This window comes from Pseudoalteromonas sp. Angola-30, from assembly GCF_028599215.1.
GTDB classification, from domain to species: domain Bacteria; phylum Pseudomonadota; class Gammaproteobacteria; order Enterobacterales; family Alteromonadaceae; genus Pseudoalteromonas; species Pseudoalteromonas atlantica.
Genome location: NZ_JAQREI010000001.1, coordinates 107,611 through 122,312, shown reverse-complemented (window position 1 = coordinate 122,312; position 14,702 = coordinate 107,611). Strand labels below are relative to the sequence as shown.

The window sequence follows — 14,702 nt, the reverse complement described above, 5'->3', positions numbered from 1 at the left end:
CAAAACGCGCTTTTTGTTTATTAGGGCGTGTTGATCTTTGCAGATTGAAATTTGTTCAATCTAGGGGCGATCAAGTTGCGGCGCGAGGTTTGTAACCTAGTGGGCTAAGTAAAAACCGAGCAAAGCTTCCGCGTCCTGCTCACGCCCCTTACCTACATCCATGTAGGCAACAAAGAGTTTATCGCCCCTAGGCAGAACCAAAAAGGGCAGCGTATGTTTGGCATTTATGCTACGTTATCGCCTATTTATGGGGAATAACCACACTTCATAGGCTCTGCCTTGCCTAAAAACCAAACATACTGCTGAAAATTCAAGCGCCAAAGGTCAACACGCCCTAGTACCGTTATTTATTTAGTGCTCACTGTACCTAGCGCTAAATTAATTTTTAATTATTGCATTGTGATACACGTTTTGAACGTCATCACAGTCTTCAAGCATGTTGATGAACTTGTCAAAATTAGCAATAACTTCTTCATCTTCAATTTCTACATGCACTTGCGGAACAAACGTAATTTCATCTACTTCAAAGTTAATCCCTTCAAAGTTTTCCTCAAGCGCTGTTTTCGCTTTATAGTACTCAGTATGGGGTGCAAATACCGACACTTTACCATTTTCAACTTCAACGTCGGTTACATCAACGTCGGCCATCATTAGTGCTTCAAGTACCACTTCGTCATCGTCACCGGCAAAACCAAGTACAGCAAGGTGATCAAACATATGTGCAACACAGCCCGGTGTACCAATTTTTGAATCTGTTTTGGTAAACGGTAAACGTACATCTTTAATTGTACGGTTTGGGTTGTCGGTTAAGCAATCAACAATAACCATGCAGTTACCTGGGCCATAGCCTTCGTAACGTGCGGGAGAATAATCTTCCCCTGCCCCACCGGCTGCTTTTTCAATTGCTTTTTCTATTACGTGAGCAGGAACCTGGTCTTTTTTTGCTTTTTCTATTAGACGACGCAGTGATTGATTGACATCGGGGTCTGGTTCGCCATTTTTAGCGGCAACATAAATTTCTTTACCGTACTTTGAGTTAACTTTAGTTTTTGCGTTGGCTGTTTTAGCCATCGAGCTCTTACGGACTTCAAATGCTCTGCCCATCTTGTGCCTCTAATCAATACGTTAATTTTGCCATATTTTACCAATTCAAACCCTATTGGGCTAGGGTCTGTTGAACTTTACAAACTGAATTTAAAACAACCTATTTGCTAAATAAATAAGGCCGCACCTATGCAAATAATACAGGAGTAATTACGCAACAATAAAAGTTACGCGCTATTTAACATAACTCTACTTTTTGTGAGTAACTTTCGACTAAAGTAACTAACTCGGTAAATTCACGTAAAACGTAATCAGCTTGGTCGGCATAAATGGGCACCGCATTTGGCGCGTACAAACATGCGCGCATATTTGCATTATGCGCTGCTTGAATGTCGTATAAAAAATCCCCTACGTATAACAAGTTGCTGGCGTTTATATTCCAAAGCGTGGCAATTGCATTTAAGGCACTGGGATCGGGTTTGGCTGGGGCATCGCTACGGGTTAATACCGTTTCGATAGGTAGCGGGTTATTTTGTAGCTTTATTGCTGCCGCTTTATCAAAATTGCGGGTAACAATAGCCATAGGAATATTTTTAACTTTAAGGGCGTTAACGGCTTCGGTTACGCCTGGCAATATAGTGGCAAACTGAGCGTCTTGCAGCTCGTGCTGATGCACTATATTCATCGCTTCTTCACGCATGTAGGGCGATGGAAGCTGGGCAATATAATCAAGTAGGTCTTGCTCGCATGGGCAACCTATTTGTGCTTTTATAAGAGAGAAATCTAACTCAGACGATACTAAAGTGCCATCTAAATCAAATATAACTCCTTGAATAGCCTCTACTTGAGCTTTCATATCATTCCTTGAATGGGGTAAAAATCAATACAACATGTGTACACATAATGACTCTACTTCATGAGAATAATTTAGCAAATGTTTATCAAACAAATTATTAGAAAAGTATTCACTTATCTATTACTTAGCCTTATAAACACCAATTAATTACTAAAATTCTACGAACAGCTAGTAATAACAGATCAAAAATGAACACAGCATAAACAAAAGGAGAATACGCGCACATAAACTGCAGTGCGCGTAGGTTGGGGAAGTACTTATTGCTCGAACTTAGCCTCGAGCCAGGTATCGTTTTGGGTAAAGTGAAGGGTTTTAATCTTGCCTTTACCTTCTACGTTTACCATATTTACTTGAGAAGGCCATAAGTCACGCAGTGCGCCGTTACTCATTTTTATGCCTTCAATCCCTTTTGGGATAGGAGCTTCTTGATACACCCAAAAAAACTTTCCATCAATTTGCGCACCTACTTGGCTAAGCGTTAATGGCTTACCCTTTAAGGTTTGCAGCGCAACATGCGACTCAACATACTCTACAAAACGTTGTTGGTCGGCCTTGTTGCTAATGATATCGGCTTTTCCATTAAATAAATGCGCTACAGCATGCTCAGTATCATGTAAATAAAAGCGATGCATAAGCTCAATATTGTTAGTACGTTTATTAAAAAGCACCGTAGTAACCGATGACTTTAGTTGATGCGCCATACTTGGCGCAGCAACTAAAAGGCAAACAATAATAAGCAAAAAGCGCATTATTGTTGCTCCTCACCATCTTTTTTCTCGTCTTTTTTAAGCTCAGTTTTAATGTCTTGCATAATATCTCGACTTACTTTCGCTTTACTCTTTTTCTTTTTATACACTTCAATACGTGAAGGAATAATACGACGAGGGTAGTTGTTGTTCTCAACATCTACATCAGCTGTTTCCCAGCGAGGGTCAACGCTTACCGATACCAATGGCTTATTTTTATCTGTAACAATAAGCTTTTGTACATTTTTGTGATTACGGCGCCAAATTTCAGCCGGAATGTAACGCTCTTCGGTTGTGCCATCTTCATAAGTTAGCTCTAATAAAATAGGCATTACCAAGCCACCTAAATTTGAAAACTCCATAACATAGTAGTTTTTATCTTCTTCAAGCGCGCGATCTAGCGTTTTACGCTCCCACGGCTCTAAGCCTTTTAAAAACTTGTTGTACGCGTTACGTTCTTTATTGGTAACAGTAAAGCGGTCGTTTTCGTCGTAAAAGTCGGTAATATCTGGATTTTTTTCAACCCAAGTTTGCTTACCTTCTTCACGGTTGCGCTTAACAAATAGTGATGTTGGTTTGTCTGCTTCTATATCGCGTAAGCGTTTAAAGTCAATATCAGGGTTTTTAGTATCTAAACGTAATTGATACACTTTATCTAACGAGATATCTACATGGTCGGTGCTGTAAAACCAGCCGCGCCAAAACCAATCTAAATCAACACCAGAGGCCTCTTCCATCGTACGGAAAAAATCTGCTGGGGTAGGGCGCTTGTATTTCCAGCGCTGTGCGTACTCTTTAAACGCAAAGTCGAATAAGTCACGGCCTAAAATAACTTCACGTAAAATATTAAGTGCCGCGGCTGGTTTAGTATAAGCATTAGGGCCTAAACGTAGTACGCTGTCTGACTGCGTCATAATAGGTACTTGGTTTTGCGATTTCATGTAGCTTACAATATCGCGCGGCTCAACACCCCACGGTATAGTTGGGTCCCATTCACGCCCTGCAACACCATCTAAAAAGCTATTTAAACCTTCATCCATCCAGGTCCATTGGCGCTCATCAGAGTTTACAATCATAGGGAAGTAAATATGGCCAACTTCATGAATAACCACACCAATTAAAAAGCGTTTTTCAGCTTGAGAATAAGTGCGCGAGCCATCATCTTGCAGCTCTGTACGTGGGCCATTAAAAGTGATCATTGGGTATTCCATACCACCTACAGGGCCATTTACCGATTGCGCTACAGGGTATGGGTAGTCAAATGAATAGCGAGAGTACACTTCCATCGTATGTACTACAGATTCAGTTGAATACTTTTTCCATAAATCGCCACCCTCTTTAGGGTAAAACGACATAGCCATCACTAAAGGTTGTTCATCGCCACCTTGCTGATAGCCCTTTGCATCCCACATAAATTTACGCGACGACGCCCACGCAAAGTCACGCACATTTTCTGCTTTAAAGTGCCATGTTTTTGTTTTATCGGTACCTTGTTTTTCGTTTTCTAACGCTTCTTTTTCAGTAACAATAAATACAGGGCGTTTTGCTGTTTCAGCTTTTTCTAAGCGGTTACGCTGCGTGCGAGTAAGCACTTTGCTTGCGTTATCTAACTTACCTGTTGCCGATACAATATGATCAGCAGGTACAGTAATTTCTACATCGTAATCACCAAACTCAAGCGTAAACTCACCACGGCCTAAAAACGGCTTGTTTGTCCATGCTTCGTAATCGGTGTAAGCAGCTAAACGCGGAAACCACTGCGCAAGTAAAAATATATCGTTGCCATCTTCTTCAAAGTGCTCGTAACCAGAACGCGCACCTACGGCATCTTCTTCAACAATGTTAAAAGCAAAGTTCATACTAAACTCAGCTTCTTTGCCTGGTTTTAGCGGCTCGTTTAAATCTATACGCATTAGCGTATCAACAACAGTAACGCGCAGTTCATCGCCATTGTCATCTTTTACATTGCTAATTGTATAGCCTAACTCGTTGTCGCTCATAAATTGTTGACGACGTAGCTCACCTAAACTTAATTTAGCCGGCTTTTGCGCAGGTAAACTATTTAGCGTGCTTTTAAACGTTTTTGTGGTTTCGGCAATTGAGTCGCTTTTAAAAATATTTTGATCTAACTGTAACCACAAATATTTAAGTGTATGCGGCGAGTTATTTTTATACTCAATGCTTTGGCTTGCTGTTAAGCGGCGCTTTTTTTCATCAAGCTTTACATCTATGTCGTAATTAACACGTTGCTGCCAGTATTTTTCGCCTGGCTCACCTGCGGCACTACGATAAACATTTGGGGTAGGAAGCGCTTCGTCTAACTGGCGAAACTTATCAACGAATGAGCCTTTAGTTTGCTCAACGGATGACGCTAACACAGCGCTCGACATTGCCAGAGGCAACACAAACGCGCTTAGCGTAAGAACTGTTTTTTTCATTATGAGTCCTAGTGGAATTTTGTGAGCGTACTTTGACAAAGTTACTATTTTTGTTCAATTAATTAGCGACCAACCGCCCATTAAACACGGTAATATTCACGTTGTTTTAACATGCTTTTTTAATCAGTAAATTAAGCCGCTTTTAAAACTGTAAAGGGGGTTTACACTTCACAGCTAGTTGATGTGTATTAATTAAGGTACAAACGCAGTATTTATAAGGGTTCAGGCCTAATTCATGCCATTAGCTTAGGATTAAATTAAGGTGCAAAAATATGTTGTTTTAATTGAGCTTAAATTTATAGCGTTAGCAGTGTTTACACGGTTTTAATGCGCTCAGGTTCAATACAAATTAAGCAGCATATTTAAACTAAAGGAGCCCGATATGAAATTTTACATTGTAAAAAAAGATCATCAGCTCGAAGCTATCCCTGCTGATAAAGACTTACTAGAGCGCTACGAATCAAACCAATATTCGTATGTTAATGTGGTGTCGGCATGCAATAAGCAAGATGCACTAAAACTCCTATCTACTGAACAAAAACACAGTAAAAAGTGGCTAATAATTGGCGCAAATATTGCCGTGATCTCACTAATATTAACTATTTATACGATAAATTAAAAATAGTGAAATTTTAGGTTGATATTTAGTGCATTTTATATTTAAAATCGCCCACTTTTTTTATTTGAGCATAATAAAATCGTTACAATTATTCTCAAATATGTACTTATTACCAGTAAGCAATGTGGTGGGTGTATGGATTTTTATATCCTAAAAAAACAACAAGAGCTAATAGCCATTCCAGCAAATCAGCAAAGTTGTAAGCAGTATCTAGACTCAGGTTATTTTTATATTGATAAAGTAGCCGCCTGTAACGAAACGAATGCCATAAAAGCATTGCAAGCAAAGCAAACTAAAAGTTTAAAAATGCCGCTAGGTATGGCTTTGTTAGCGCTTCCTGTCATTATTATTGCTATATATAGTTTTACCTAAACTAAAGCCCTCCCGAGGCTTGCATCTTTACTTGCCTTGGGTATATTGGCGCTCTTATGGTTTTTTAAGAGCGCGATATGAAAGTTCTCCACACCTCAGATTGGCACCTAGGCCAACAATTTTATGAACATGACCGCCGTGATGAGCACGCTGCATTTTTTTCTTGGCTACTTAGCACCCTAGTAGAGCAACACATAGATTTACTTTTAGTTGCAGGCGACATTTATCATACAGCCACACCCAGTGCCAGCGCCGAAAACCAACTCTACCAATTTATAAAAGATGCTAAAAAGCGTTGCCCGCAATTGCATGTTGTTATTATTGCCGGCAACCACGACTCAGCAAATCGTATATTAGCGGCGCAGCCCTTACTTGCTCAGTTTGACACCCATGTAGTGGGGCGCTTTGAAGTAACCGACCCAGGCAATACCGTGATTGAAATAGATACGCAAAATAAACGCGCTGTAATCGTCGCTATGCCTTTTTTACGTACCAGCGACATAAGTTCACTTAGTCATACTAAAAACGGCCCTAGTTACGCACAAGGCGTTGAAAAAGCCTATCAGCTTGCCCTTGATCACGCTTATAGCATTAACGGGCAAAATTCGCCGTTAATTGTAATGGGGCACTTACATGCCAAAGGCGGTGATATTTCAAGTGACTCAGAACGTAATTTAGTGATTGGTGGGGAGGAGTCTATTTCGGCCAGTGTATTTGGTAACAAGGCAGACTACGTAGCATTGGGGCATTTACACAAAGCGCAGCAAGTCGCTAAAAAAGACGTTATTCGTTACAGCGGTACGCCCATTCCTATGTCGTTTTCAGAGCGTAAGTACACGCACCAAGTTAATATAGTAGAATTTAAAAGTGATGAAAAACAAACTATTAGCACATCTGTAAACCCCCTTTACATTCCACGCTCTGCTGAAGTGATTATTTTACCAAAAGGGGAGTGCGTGCCATTGAGCGAGTTATGCGAGCAAATTAAAGCGCTCGATACATCACAACATACTATTGCCCCTTATTTACGCGTAAAACTTAAATCAAGTGATACCGACACCACCTTTAGAGAACAAATAGAGCAGGCACTTGAGGGTAAACACGTAAAATTTTGCGGCATTGAGCGGGTACGAGAACAAACCACAACAAGCGATAACAGCGCCGTATTTGAAGATTTAAGCGAAATTGAAATGCTCAACCCATTAAACTTATTAGAACAAGCCTTTGCAAACGACAAAGATATGGCCGGCCAAGCTGTACCAGATGAGCTAAAAACACTGTTAAACGATGTAATAAGTGAGCTGACGGAGCAAGAGCAACTATGAAAATAACCGCAGTTCGTATTCACAACTTAGCCTCAATAGTCGATGCCGAAATCGACTTTACTCAAGCTCCACTGAAAGATGCGGGCTTGTTTGCTATAACCGGCGACACAGGCGCAGGTAAAAGCACCTTTTTAGATGCTATTTGTTTAGCGCTTTATACTAAAACAGCACGCTTAAAAGGCGATAAAGGCAACTTAATTGATTTTAACGGCGACAGCATAAAGCTAAACGATGCGCGTAACTTACTGCGCAGAGGCAAATGGGAAGGCTTTGCTGAAGTTGATTTTGTTGGCCAAGATAAACAATTATACCGCGCACGCTACGTTATTACCCGCACCCACAAAAAAGCAACAGGCAAGTTAAAAGTAGCTGAGCATACGTTACTAACCTTGCCCGATGAAACCCTAATAGCCGATAAAAGCCAAACCATAAAAGAAGTAGAGAACAAAATAGGGCTAAGCTTTGATCAGTTTTCGCGTGCGGTATTGTTAGCACAGCACGAGTTTGCAGCCTTTTTAAAAGCCACAGGCGATGAACGCGCACAACTTTTAGAGTGTTTAACCGGCACCGATAAATTTAGCTTAATAGGTAAACGTATTTTTGAGCGTAATAAAGCGCTAAAAGATCAATATGAATTACTTAATGCAAGCCTTGCAAGCTACACCTTGTTAAGCGATGACGAATTAAGTGCTAAACAAACCCAGCGCGATGAGTTACTTAAAAAAATTGAGCAAACTAAAAAAACGCATGCAGCAACAGAGCAAGACTTAAATTGGTATAAGCAAGCAGCAAGCTTATCGCAGGCACTAGAACACGCAGTAAAGCAGCAACAACACGCGCAACAACAGCTTGATGCCATAGCAAAGCAAAGTGAGCAAGCTAAACAAGCACAAAGCGCCCTTGAAATAAAAGACAACCGCAAACGTCATGAGTACTTAACGGCGCAAAACAAAGCACTTAGTACGCAAATAAGCGATTTAAAAGCGATTGACCATGCTGCGCTTATAAAAGAGCAGGCCGCAACACTTACAACAAAGCAAAGCGAGTTAAAAACAGCGCAAGTGCAAAAGCAAACGGCAGAACCAATTATTGCAAAAGCCCGCGAGCTCGACAGCCAACTTGCTATACACGCACAAACCATTACAAACCTGACTCAGCAAAGCGAAAAAGAGCAGCAGCAACTTAGCGAATTACAAACGCAGTACACGCAAAGCCAACATGCACTTGATGAGGCAAACAAACTCAGCACTGGGCATCAAACGTGGCTAAACGAGCACACGCAGCTTAAACCATTGGCTAATGATTGGAATTATTACCAACATAGCTTTAATACGTATTTAAGTGCCAATGAGCAAATAAAGGCAACCGCTTCGCAAAACCAACAGCTGTTAGAAGAGCAAACTAAACAAGCGGCGCTGTTAGCAGAGCAAACTAAAAAAGTAGAGCTGCAAGAGCAACAACTTGCGCATCAACAAAAAGATCTTAACCAGCTAAGTGAGCAACAACGCCAATTTAATATTGAACAATGCGATAGCAAACTTAAAAATATTGAATATTTAAAAGATCAGCGCTTGCGCTACCAGCAGTTTAATCAAGAAATAAAACACAGCACACAACAACAAGCGGCGGTTGCGGCCAAGCTTGTACACAGTGAGCAAACGCAAACAACATTGCAACAAAGCTTAGCCTCGTGCGAGCAAGCACTTAAACACAGTGAATACGCATTAAACCAAGCTCGCCTGCGTGCCAGCGAAAACGTAGAGCATTTACGCACGCAGCTTACCCCTAACGAGCCATGTGTAGTGTGCGGGGCAAAAGAGCACCCGTATGCAAGCAGCCAAAACCCGCAATTAAATAACCTAATAGCCGATTTTGAAACAAGTTATAACCAAGCTAAGCAGCAACACGATAGCGCCCAAGCTAAGCTGCACCAGCACCAAACTCAACATGCTGTACTTGTCACTGAGCACGCCCAATACAGCCAAGCCATACAGAACGCACAGGCAAAGCAGCTAGAAATTAAAACAACAATGCAAGGGGCACGTACAGAGCTTAACGACTTAACAGCACAGCAGCTTGATGAAACATACGCGCAGCTCAGCAGTCAAAAGTCGCACTATTTTGAATCGCAAAAACAGCAAACAGCCCTGCAAGAAAAAGTAAATCAGCTAATAAATAACTTAAAAGCCGAGCAACATACACAGCAGCAATTGCATAATCAGCATGTTGAATTAACCAATAAGCTTGGCCAAATAAACACTAAACATGCAGAGCTAAATACGCAAGTTAACGAGCTTACTAGCACCCTTAATGCACAGTTTGAGCACAGTGACTTTTGGCAGCAATTGCAAAACAACATGCTTAATATGAGCGATTTAAGCCAGCAGGTTGAGCAGTACCAGCAAACACAAGTTCAGCTTGAACAAAGTCAAAAACAAATAGACAGCGCTAATCAGCAATTACAGCAACTCACACCGTTAATTGCTAAAAGTGAGCAAGCGCTTAAAGTTTTAAAAGACGATTTAGCCAAAGCGCAACAACTGCAAAACACCACACGCACAGAGCGCCTTGCTTTATTTAACAACGAGCCACTAAGTGCCGATGATTACCAAGCAAAACTTAATGCGCAGCTTGAGCAGTGCCAAAAGGCGTTACATACAAGCCAACAAGCCCACGACAGCGCAATTAAAAAACGCGATGAGCACGCTATAACACTCAAAAACATTGAGCAGCGCTTGGCAGAGCAAATTCAAGAGCAAAGCACACTTGAAGAGCGCTACAATGCCTGGTTTAGCGACTTTAAAGTGCAATATAGCGAGGTAAATCACGAACAGATCGCTATTTTACTAACTCTGACTAGTGAGCAAATAAAAGAGCAATTAATGCAGTTTGAGCAGCGTTTAGCAGCACTTACAGACGCAAATGCAGCGCTTAAGCAACAGCAAAAGGCGCAAACAGATCACCAAAATACTAACAAGCCCGAAAAAAGCGAAAGCCAATTAGCAGAGCAAGAAACGTCCTTAGCCAATGAGCAAACTGAGCTACAAAATAGTTTGCTTGGCACTAATACCGCGCTTGAGCAACACAATCAAAACGCCAAAGCACTTAAAGGCAAACACGCTGAACTTGCTACCCTTAAAAAGCAGGTAGAGCAGTGGCACGTGCTTAATAAAGTATTAGGGGATGCAACCGGTAAAACCATGCGTAATTTAGCGCAAACACAAACCCTTAAAATATTGCTGCATTATGCTAACAGCCATTTAAAAACCCTCAATAAACGCTACGAGCTCACTGCCATTGCGCAATCGCTCGATATAGCCATTATTGACCGCGATATGGCCGACGAACAACGCTCGGTTAATACGCTCTCTGGTGGTGAATCATTTTTAGTATCACTAGCACTGGCTTTAGGGCTTGCATCGCTTTCTTCAAACAAAGTGCAAATCAACTCTTTGTTTATTGACGAAGGGTTTGGTACGTTAGATAGCGAAACACTCAGCGTTGCTATGGACGCACTCGACTCATTACAAGCACAAGGCCGTAAAGTAGGGGTTATATCGCATGTGAGTGAAATGAGTGAACGCGTAGCCACGCAAGTACATGTAAGTAAAAAAAGTGGTGGATACTCCACTGTTGAAGTCTTATAAAGGAGTTAAAAAATGCCAACATTCACAGGCGAGCAAGCAACGCATTACAACGACCGCATTACCCGTTTAGTCCCTGGTTATGAGCTATTGCATCAACTTACTAATGCTCAACTTAAAGCAACCCTTAAAGATAACGCACATATTTTAGTCGTAGGCGCAGGCACAGGCAAAGAAATACTCGCCCTTGCCGCGCTTAACCCTACTTGGCAATTTACCGCGCAAGATACCTCAAGTGATATGCTCGCAATTGCTAAACAAGCGTTTGAAGAGCACGGCATAGCAAAGCGCGTTAATGTTATTGAAGGCGAGCTTGATAAGCTATCTACTAAGGCCGATGCGGCGCTATGCCTACTCGTAATGCACTTTTTAAAAGACGACGGCAGCAAAAAGCAGCTTCTAAAAAATATTAAAGCTAATTTAAATAAAGGCGCAAACTTATTTATTAGCGATTTAATGAAACCCGAAACCGACTTTGAGCGCGAAGCACAAATTACTGTGTGTGCCGATTTAGGCTTAAGTGATGCAGGGCAAGCCTACACAGCTCAAAACTTAGACAGTGAATTTTACCCATTTGATAGAATGCGTTTTAGCGAGTTACTTAACGAGTGCAAATACGGTATTCCTAAGCTTTATTTTAAAGCGCTCGGTTTTAGCGGATACGTTGTTTAACTTATCTTGAAGGATGCGGCCTGCACCATTTAACCGTATGTTTATGGCGCGGTATGGTTTTACATTCTTTATTAGAATCGGCACCTGGCTCGCTAACATATTGCGAGCTTGGTGCTACACTGGCACAGCCTACGGCCAATAATATCGCAAATACGGGTATTAATTTTTTCATTTCATCACCTATTAAAATCTGTATTTAAGCGCTTTGCAGTTACTGTTAATGCAGAGCGCTTATTTGTTTAATTTGCCACGTCACTCACCAATATGGCGGGTAGTTATGCATCTACAAAAATAACTTCGCCAGTAATAAAGCCATCAACCGAGCGCTCAAACGCTTTACCTACAAGCTTGCTTGGTACGGGTTGAAAACCTGGCATCATTTCGCCATATACGTCCCACGCTTCTTCAAGCACAGTAGGGTTAACCACATTAATACGCGTGCCACGTGGCATTTCTAGTGATACGCATTTTGCAAACGTATCTATTGCGCCGCTTGTTGTTGCATCGGCAATCGCAAAAGGTATCGGTTTAACGTTTAAAATACCGCTAATTAGCGTAAATGAGCCGCCATCAGCAATGTACTTTTGACCAATACGTACAAGGTTAATTTGCCCCATCATTTTGCTCATAATGGTCGTCATCCACTGCTCTTCGCTCATATCAGCAAAGGTTTCGTATTCGCATAAACCCACTGTATTTACTAGGGCATCAAAGTGGCCTACTTTTTCGTACAAAGCGGTAATTGACGCTTCACTCGTAATATCAACAATATGATCTACATCGCCCGAGCGACCCGCTGTAATTACTTTATGCTTAGATAAACCGGTCAATGCCGCTTGACCCATTTTGCCCAGTGCACCGATTAAAATTACTGTTTTCATTGTTTGCTCCAATCATTCAATTTAGTGTGTGGGGGGCATAGTAAGGGGGTAGCTCGACAATTAGAAACAACCTCTTCATGTAAGTGATACAAAAATAAATGGTAATGTGATACGTTAATAATGCTAAAACAACAAAGGCATTGGCATGAGTAAGTTAGACAGGCTAGATATAAAGCAGCTGCGTATTTTCCAGGCGCTCATTCGCGAAAAAAACGCATCAAAAGCGGCGAGTAAATTAGGCTTAACCCAACAAGCTGTGAGTGAGCAACTCAAAAAGCTGCGTGATGTATTTAACGACCAGCTGTTTTTAAGAAAAACCACCGGCTTTGTGCCAACGCCTTATGCAGAGGAGTTATCGGTAGATATAGACAAGCTGCTAAACGATTTTCAGGTATTATTAGCGCCTAAAATATTTGACCCAAAAACAGTTGATGGTGCGTTTGTAATAGCCGCTACCGACTACGCACAGCAAGTTGTTTTGCCAGCGCTTGTAAAAGAGTTAAGAGAGCAAGCGCCTAATTTAAAATTAATAATAAGAGACTTTGAACTCGATAGCCTGCACGATTTAATGGAAAACGGTAAAGTTGATTTAGCCATTGCCTTCCCCGACTACATCCCAAGTACTTACCCCATTATTAAGTTATTTGAAGAGCAACATATTTGCGTTACTTCAGCTAACTCATCAATAGCAGGCACAAAACCAACCCTTACACAAATAGCCAGTTACCCAAGCATTATAGCCTCACCTTCGCGCCCAAATTTTAAAGGCTCTATTGACGATTGGTTTAAAAGCTTTGATTTAACGCGCAATGTTGTTGTATCGGCACCGTGTTTTTCAATTGTGCCTATGTACCTAGAAACCACCGACTCCATCGCGTTTTTACCCTCACGCGCGGTAAGCTCCGAACTGGTAAAGATAGAGCTACAGCAGCTGCCAGCCCCGTTTGATGTAATAGCGGCGTGGCATCCACGCTACAATAAAAACCCACTGCATAAATGGGTAGTGTCAAAGTTAGTGGTTGAGTAATTTGGATATATTAATTCTGATCAAACGCTTAAGACAAGCTCATCCTAAAACGTAGGTCGGTTAAGCGAAGCGCCACCCGATGCGCTAATATCCACATCACCTAACATGTTGCTGTGCCCGCAAACTCAAGAAATCTCACCAAGTGCTTTCATCGCGGCCTGCGCTTTATCGGTTTGTACAAAAATATGATCGTGATAAAACGCAGCCACTACGTTAGCGCTAATATTATGCTCGGTTAATTTGGCCGATACCGCAGCGGTTAACCCAACAGCCTCAAGGCTTGAATGCACATTAAGGGTAATTAAATTATATTTAGCTTCATAAGTAATACCGGCTTTATTGGCGGTATCTGCATTTAAAATAAGGGTTAGGCCTTCTTCTTCAACGTAACTGGCAAGCGGGTTTAAATGAACGTAGTCGGCAAGGCTGCCAGCTAAACAGCAAAATATATATTCACCTTGTTTAAGCTCGGGGTTCATTGATTTTAATAATGTATTTAGCTCTAAAATTCCCGCCATGTTGAGTCCTTACATTTTTTATTAGATGTTTTAAGCTTGGCAACTAGCTCGCTTAATCGGGCTATTTTAATATTACTTAACTGCCGGTAATCAAAGTACGGGCACACGATAATGTTATTCGTTGTATCAATTGCAAACTCATCGTCTAACCAATTAAATTGCGCATTAAGCTTACCTTGCTGTAATAAGTTTTTAGCATGGGTTCGCCCAGCAATAATATGCAGTTGATTTTTATTTGTGGCGTTAATAATGGGCGCACTAAATAACAGCGCTGTTTTACTGTTTTTTTGCAGTAAAAATGTATCGCGATATGCTTGCCAGCTAGCGGCTTGTTTAGCAAAGCTGTAATACTCACTCGGTAACGCAAACAACACTTTAGCGTATACGTTAAACACTTTACGCCAGCCATTACCGCAGTGCTGGTTGATGGTATTTATTTGCTCGTTTATTACAGGCTCAACACTGTGTAGGGTTGCAAAGTAGGGCATAGGCGGCGCTTTTGCCACATAAACGGCTACGCTAAAGGCTTGCTCACCTAAGCCAATTAGTTGCTCACTCAC

The 14,702-nt window shown here is 41.4% G+C and carries 14 protein-coding genes; 6 read left to right on the top strand and 8 right to left on the bottom strand.

The genetic code is table 11. The features are described from left to right. Positions 1–378 precede the first annotated feature (378 nt). The 4 genes from PSH54_RS00605 to PSH54_RS00590 form a co-directional block, all read right to left on the bottom strand. Positions 379–1,104 carry a YebC/PmpR family DNA-binding transcriptional regulator gene (locus PSH54_RS00605; protein WP_024032996.1) on the bottom strand — a complete coding sequence of 242 codons (726 nt, stop codon included), beginning with the start codon at positions 1,102–1,104 and terminating at the stop codon, positions 379–381. Positions 1,105–1,282: 178 nt separating this feature from the next. Next, positions 1,283–1,900 carry an HAD family hydrolase gene (locus tag PSH54_RS00600; protein WP_004588262.1) on the bottom strand — a complete coding sequence of 206 codons (618 nt, stop codon included), beginning with the start codon at positions 1,898–1,900 and terminating at the stop codon, positions 1,283–1,285. 257 nt (positions 1,901–2,157) lie between these two features. Further along, positions 2,158–2,649, bottom strand: a complete 492-nt coding sequence (locus PSH54_RS00595) for a DUF6702 family protein (protein WP_004588263.1) — start codon at positions 2,647–2,649, stop codon at positions 2,158–2,160. Then, the gene (locus tag PSH54_RS00590) at positions 2,649–5,084 is read right to left on the bottom strand and encodes a M1 family metallopeptidase (RefSeq protein ID WP_273605172.1); all 2,436 of its coding nucleotides are present in this window, start codon (positions 5,082–5,084) and stop codon (positions 2,649–2,651) included. Before PSH54_RS00590 ends, PSH54_RS00595 begins: the two co-directional genes overlap by 1 nt. 382 nt (positions 5,085–5,466) lie before the next feature. On the opposite strand from PSH54_RS00590, the gene PSH54_RS00585 reads away from it, so the two are divergent. The 5 genes from PSH54_RS00585 to PSH54_RS00565 all read left to right on the top strand — a co-directional run bounded on the left by PSH54_RS00585 (position 5,467) and on the right by PSH54_RS00565 (position 11,716). Beyond that, entirely contained in the window at positions 5,467–5,703 is a 237-nt protein-coding gene (locus PSH54_RS00585; protein ID WP_273605171.1) for a hypothetical protein, read from the top strand. 135 nt (positions 5,704–5,838) lie between these two features. Then, positions 5,839–6,075 (top strand): hypothetical protein, encoded by a 237-nt coding sequence (locus tag PSH54_RS00580; RefSeq protein WP_004588266.1) that lies wholly within the window; start codon positions 5,839–5,841, stop codon positions 6,073–6,075. A gap of 77 nt (positions 6,076–6,152) precedes the next feature. Next, on the top strand, positions 6,153–7,400 hold the full coding sequence (locus PSH54_RS00575; protein WP_273605170.1) for an exonuclease SbcCD subunit D C-terminal domain-containing protein: 1,248 nt from the start codon (positions 6,153–6,155) through the stop codon (positions 7,398–7,400). Then, positions 7,397–11,047 (top strand): SbcC/MukB-like Walker B domain-containing protein, encoded by a 3,651-nt coding sequence (locus PSH54_RS00570; protein ID WP_273605169.1) that lies wholly within the window; start codon positions 7,397–7,399, stop codon positions 11,045–11,047. Before PSH54_RS00575 ends, PSH54_RS00570 begins: the two co-directional genes overlap by 4 nt. Positions 11,048–11,059: 12 nt before the next feature. Further along, the gene (locus PSH54_RS00565; protein ID WP_273605168.1) at positions 11,060–11,716 is read left to right on the top strand and encodes a class I SAM-dependent methyltransferase; all 657 of its coding nucleotides are present in this window, start codon (positions 11,060–11,062) and stop codon (positions 11,714–11,716) included. 1 nt (position 11,717) lies between these two features. Here the strand turns inward: PSH54_RS00565 and PSH54_RS00560 are convergent, their stop codons facing one another. Further along, the gene (locus PSH54_RS00560; protein ID WP_273605167.1) at positions 11,718–11,888 is read right to left on the bottom strand and encodes a hypothetical protein; all 171 of its coding nucleotides are present in this window, start codon (positions 11,886–11,888) and stop codon (positions 11,718–11,720) included. A 103-nt stretch (positions 11,889–11,991) separates the two neighbouring features. Then, positions 11,992–12,597 (bottom strand): short chain dehydrogenase, encoded by a 606-nt coding sequence (locus PSH54_RS00555; RefSeq protein ID WP_054982054.1) that lies wholly within the window; start codon positions 12,595–12,597, stop codon positions 11,992–11,994. A 145-nt stretch (positions 12,598–12,742) separates the two neighbouring features. Between PSH54_RS00555 and PSH54_RS00550 the strand changes: the two genes are divergently transcribed. Then, positions 12,743–13,624: a LysR family transcriptional regulator gene (locus tag PSH54_RS00550; protein ID WP_273605166.1), complete on the top strand. Its 882-nt coding sequence runs from the start codon at positions 12,743–12,745 to the stop codon at positions 13,622–13,624. Positions 13,625–13,749: 125 nt separating this feature from the next. On the opposite strand, the gene PSH54_RS00545 is transcribed toward PSH54_RS00550, so the two are convergent. Next, complete coding sequence (locus tag PSH54_RS00545; RefSeq protein ID WP_138579611.1) at positions 13,750–14,142, bottom strand: ACT domain-containing protein; 393 nt, start codon at positions 14,140–14,142, stop codon at positions 13,750–13,752. After that, positions 14,127–14,702: a DUF6942 family protein gene (locus PSH54_RS00540; RefSeq protein ID WP_273605165.1), complete on the bottom strand. Its 576-nt coding sequence runs from the start codon at positions 14,700–14,702 to the stop codon at positions 14,127–14,129. The genes PSH54_RS00545 and PSH54_RS00540 overlap by 16 nt, the downstream gene beginning before the upstream one ends.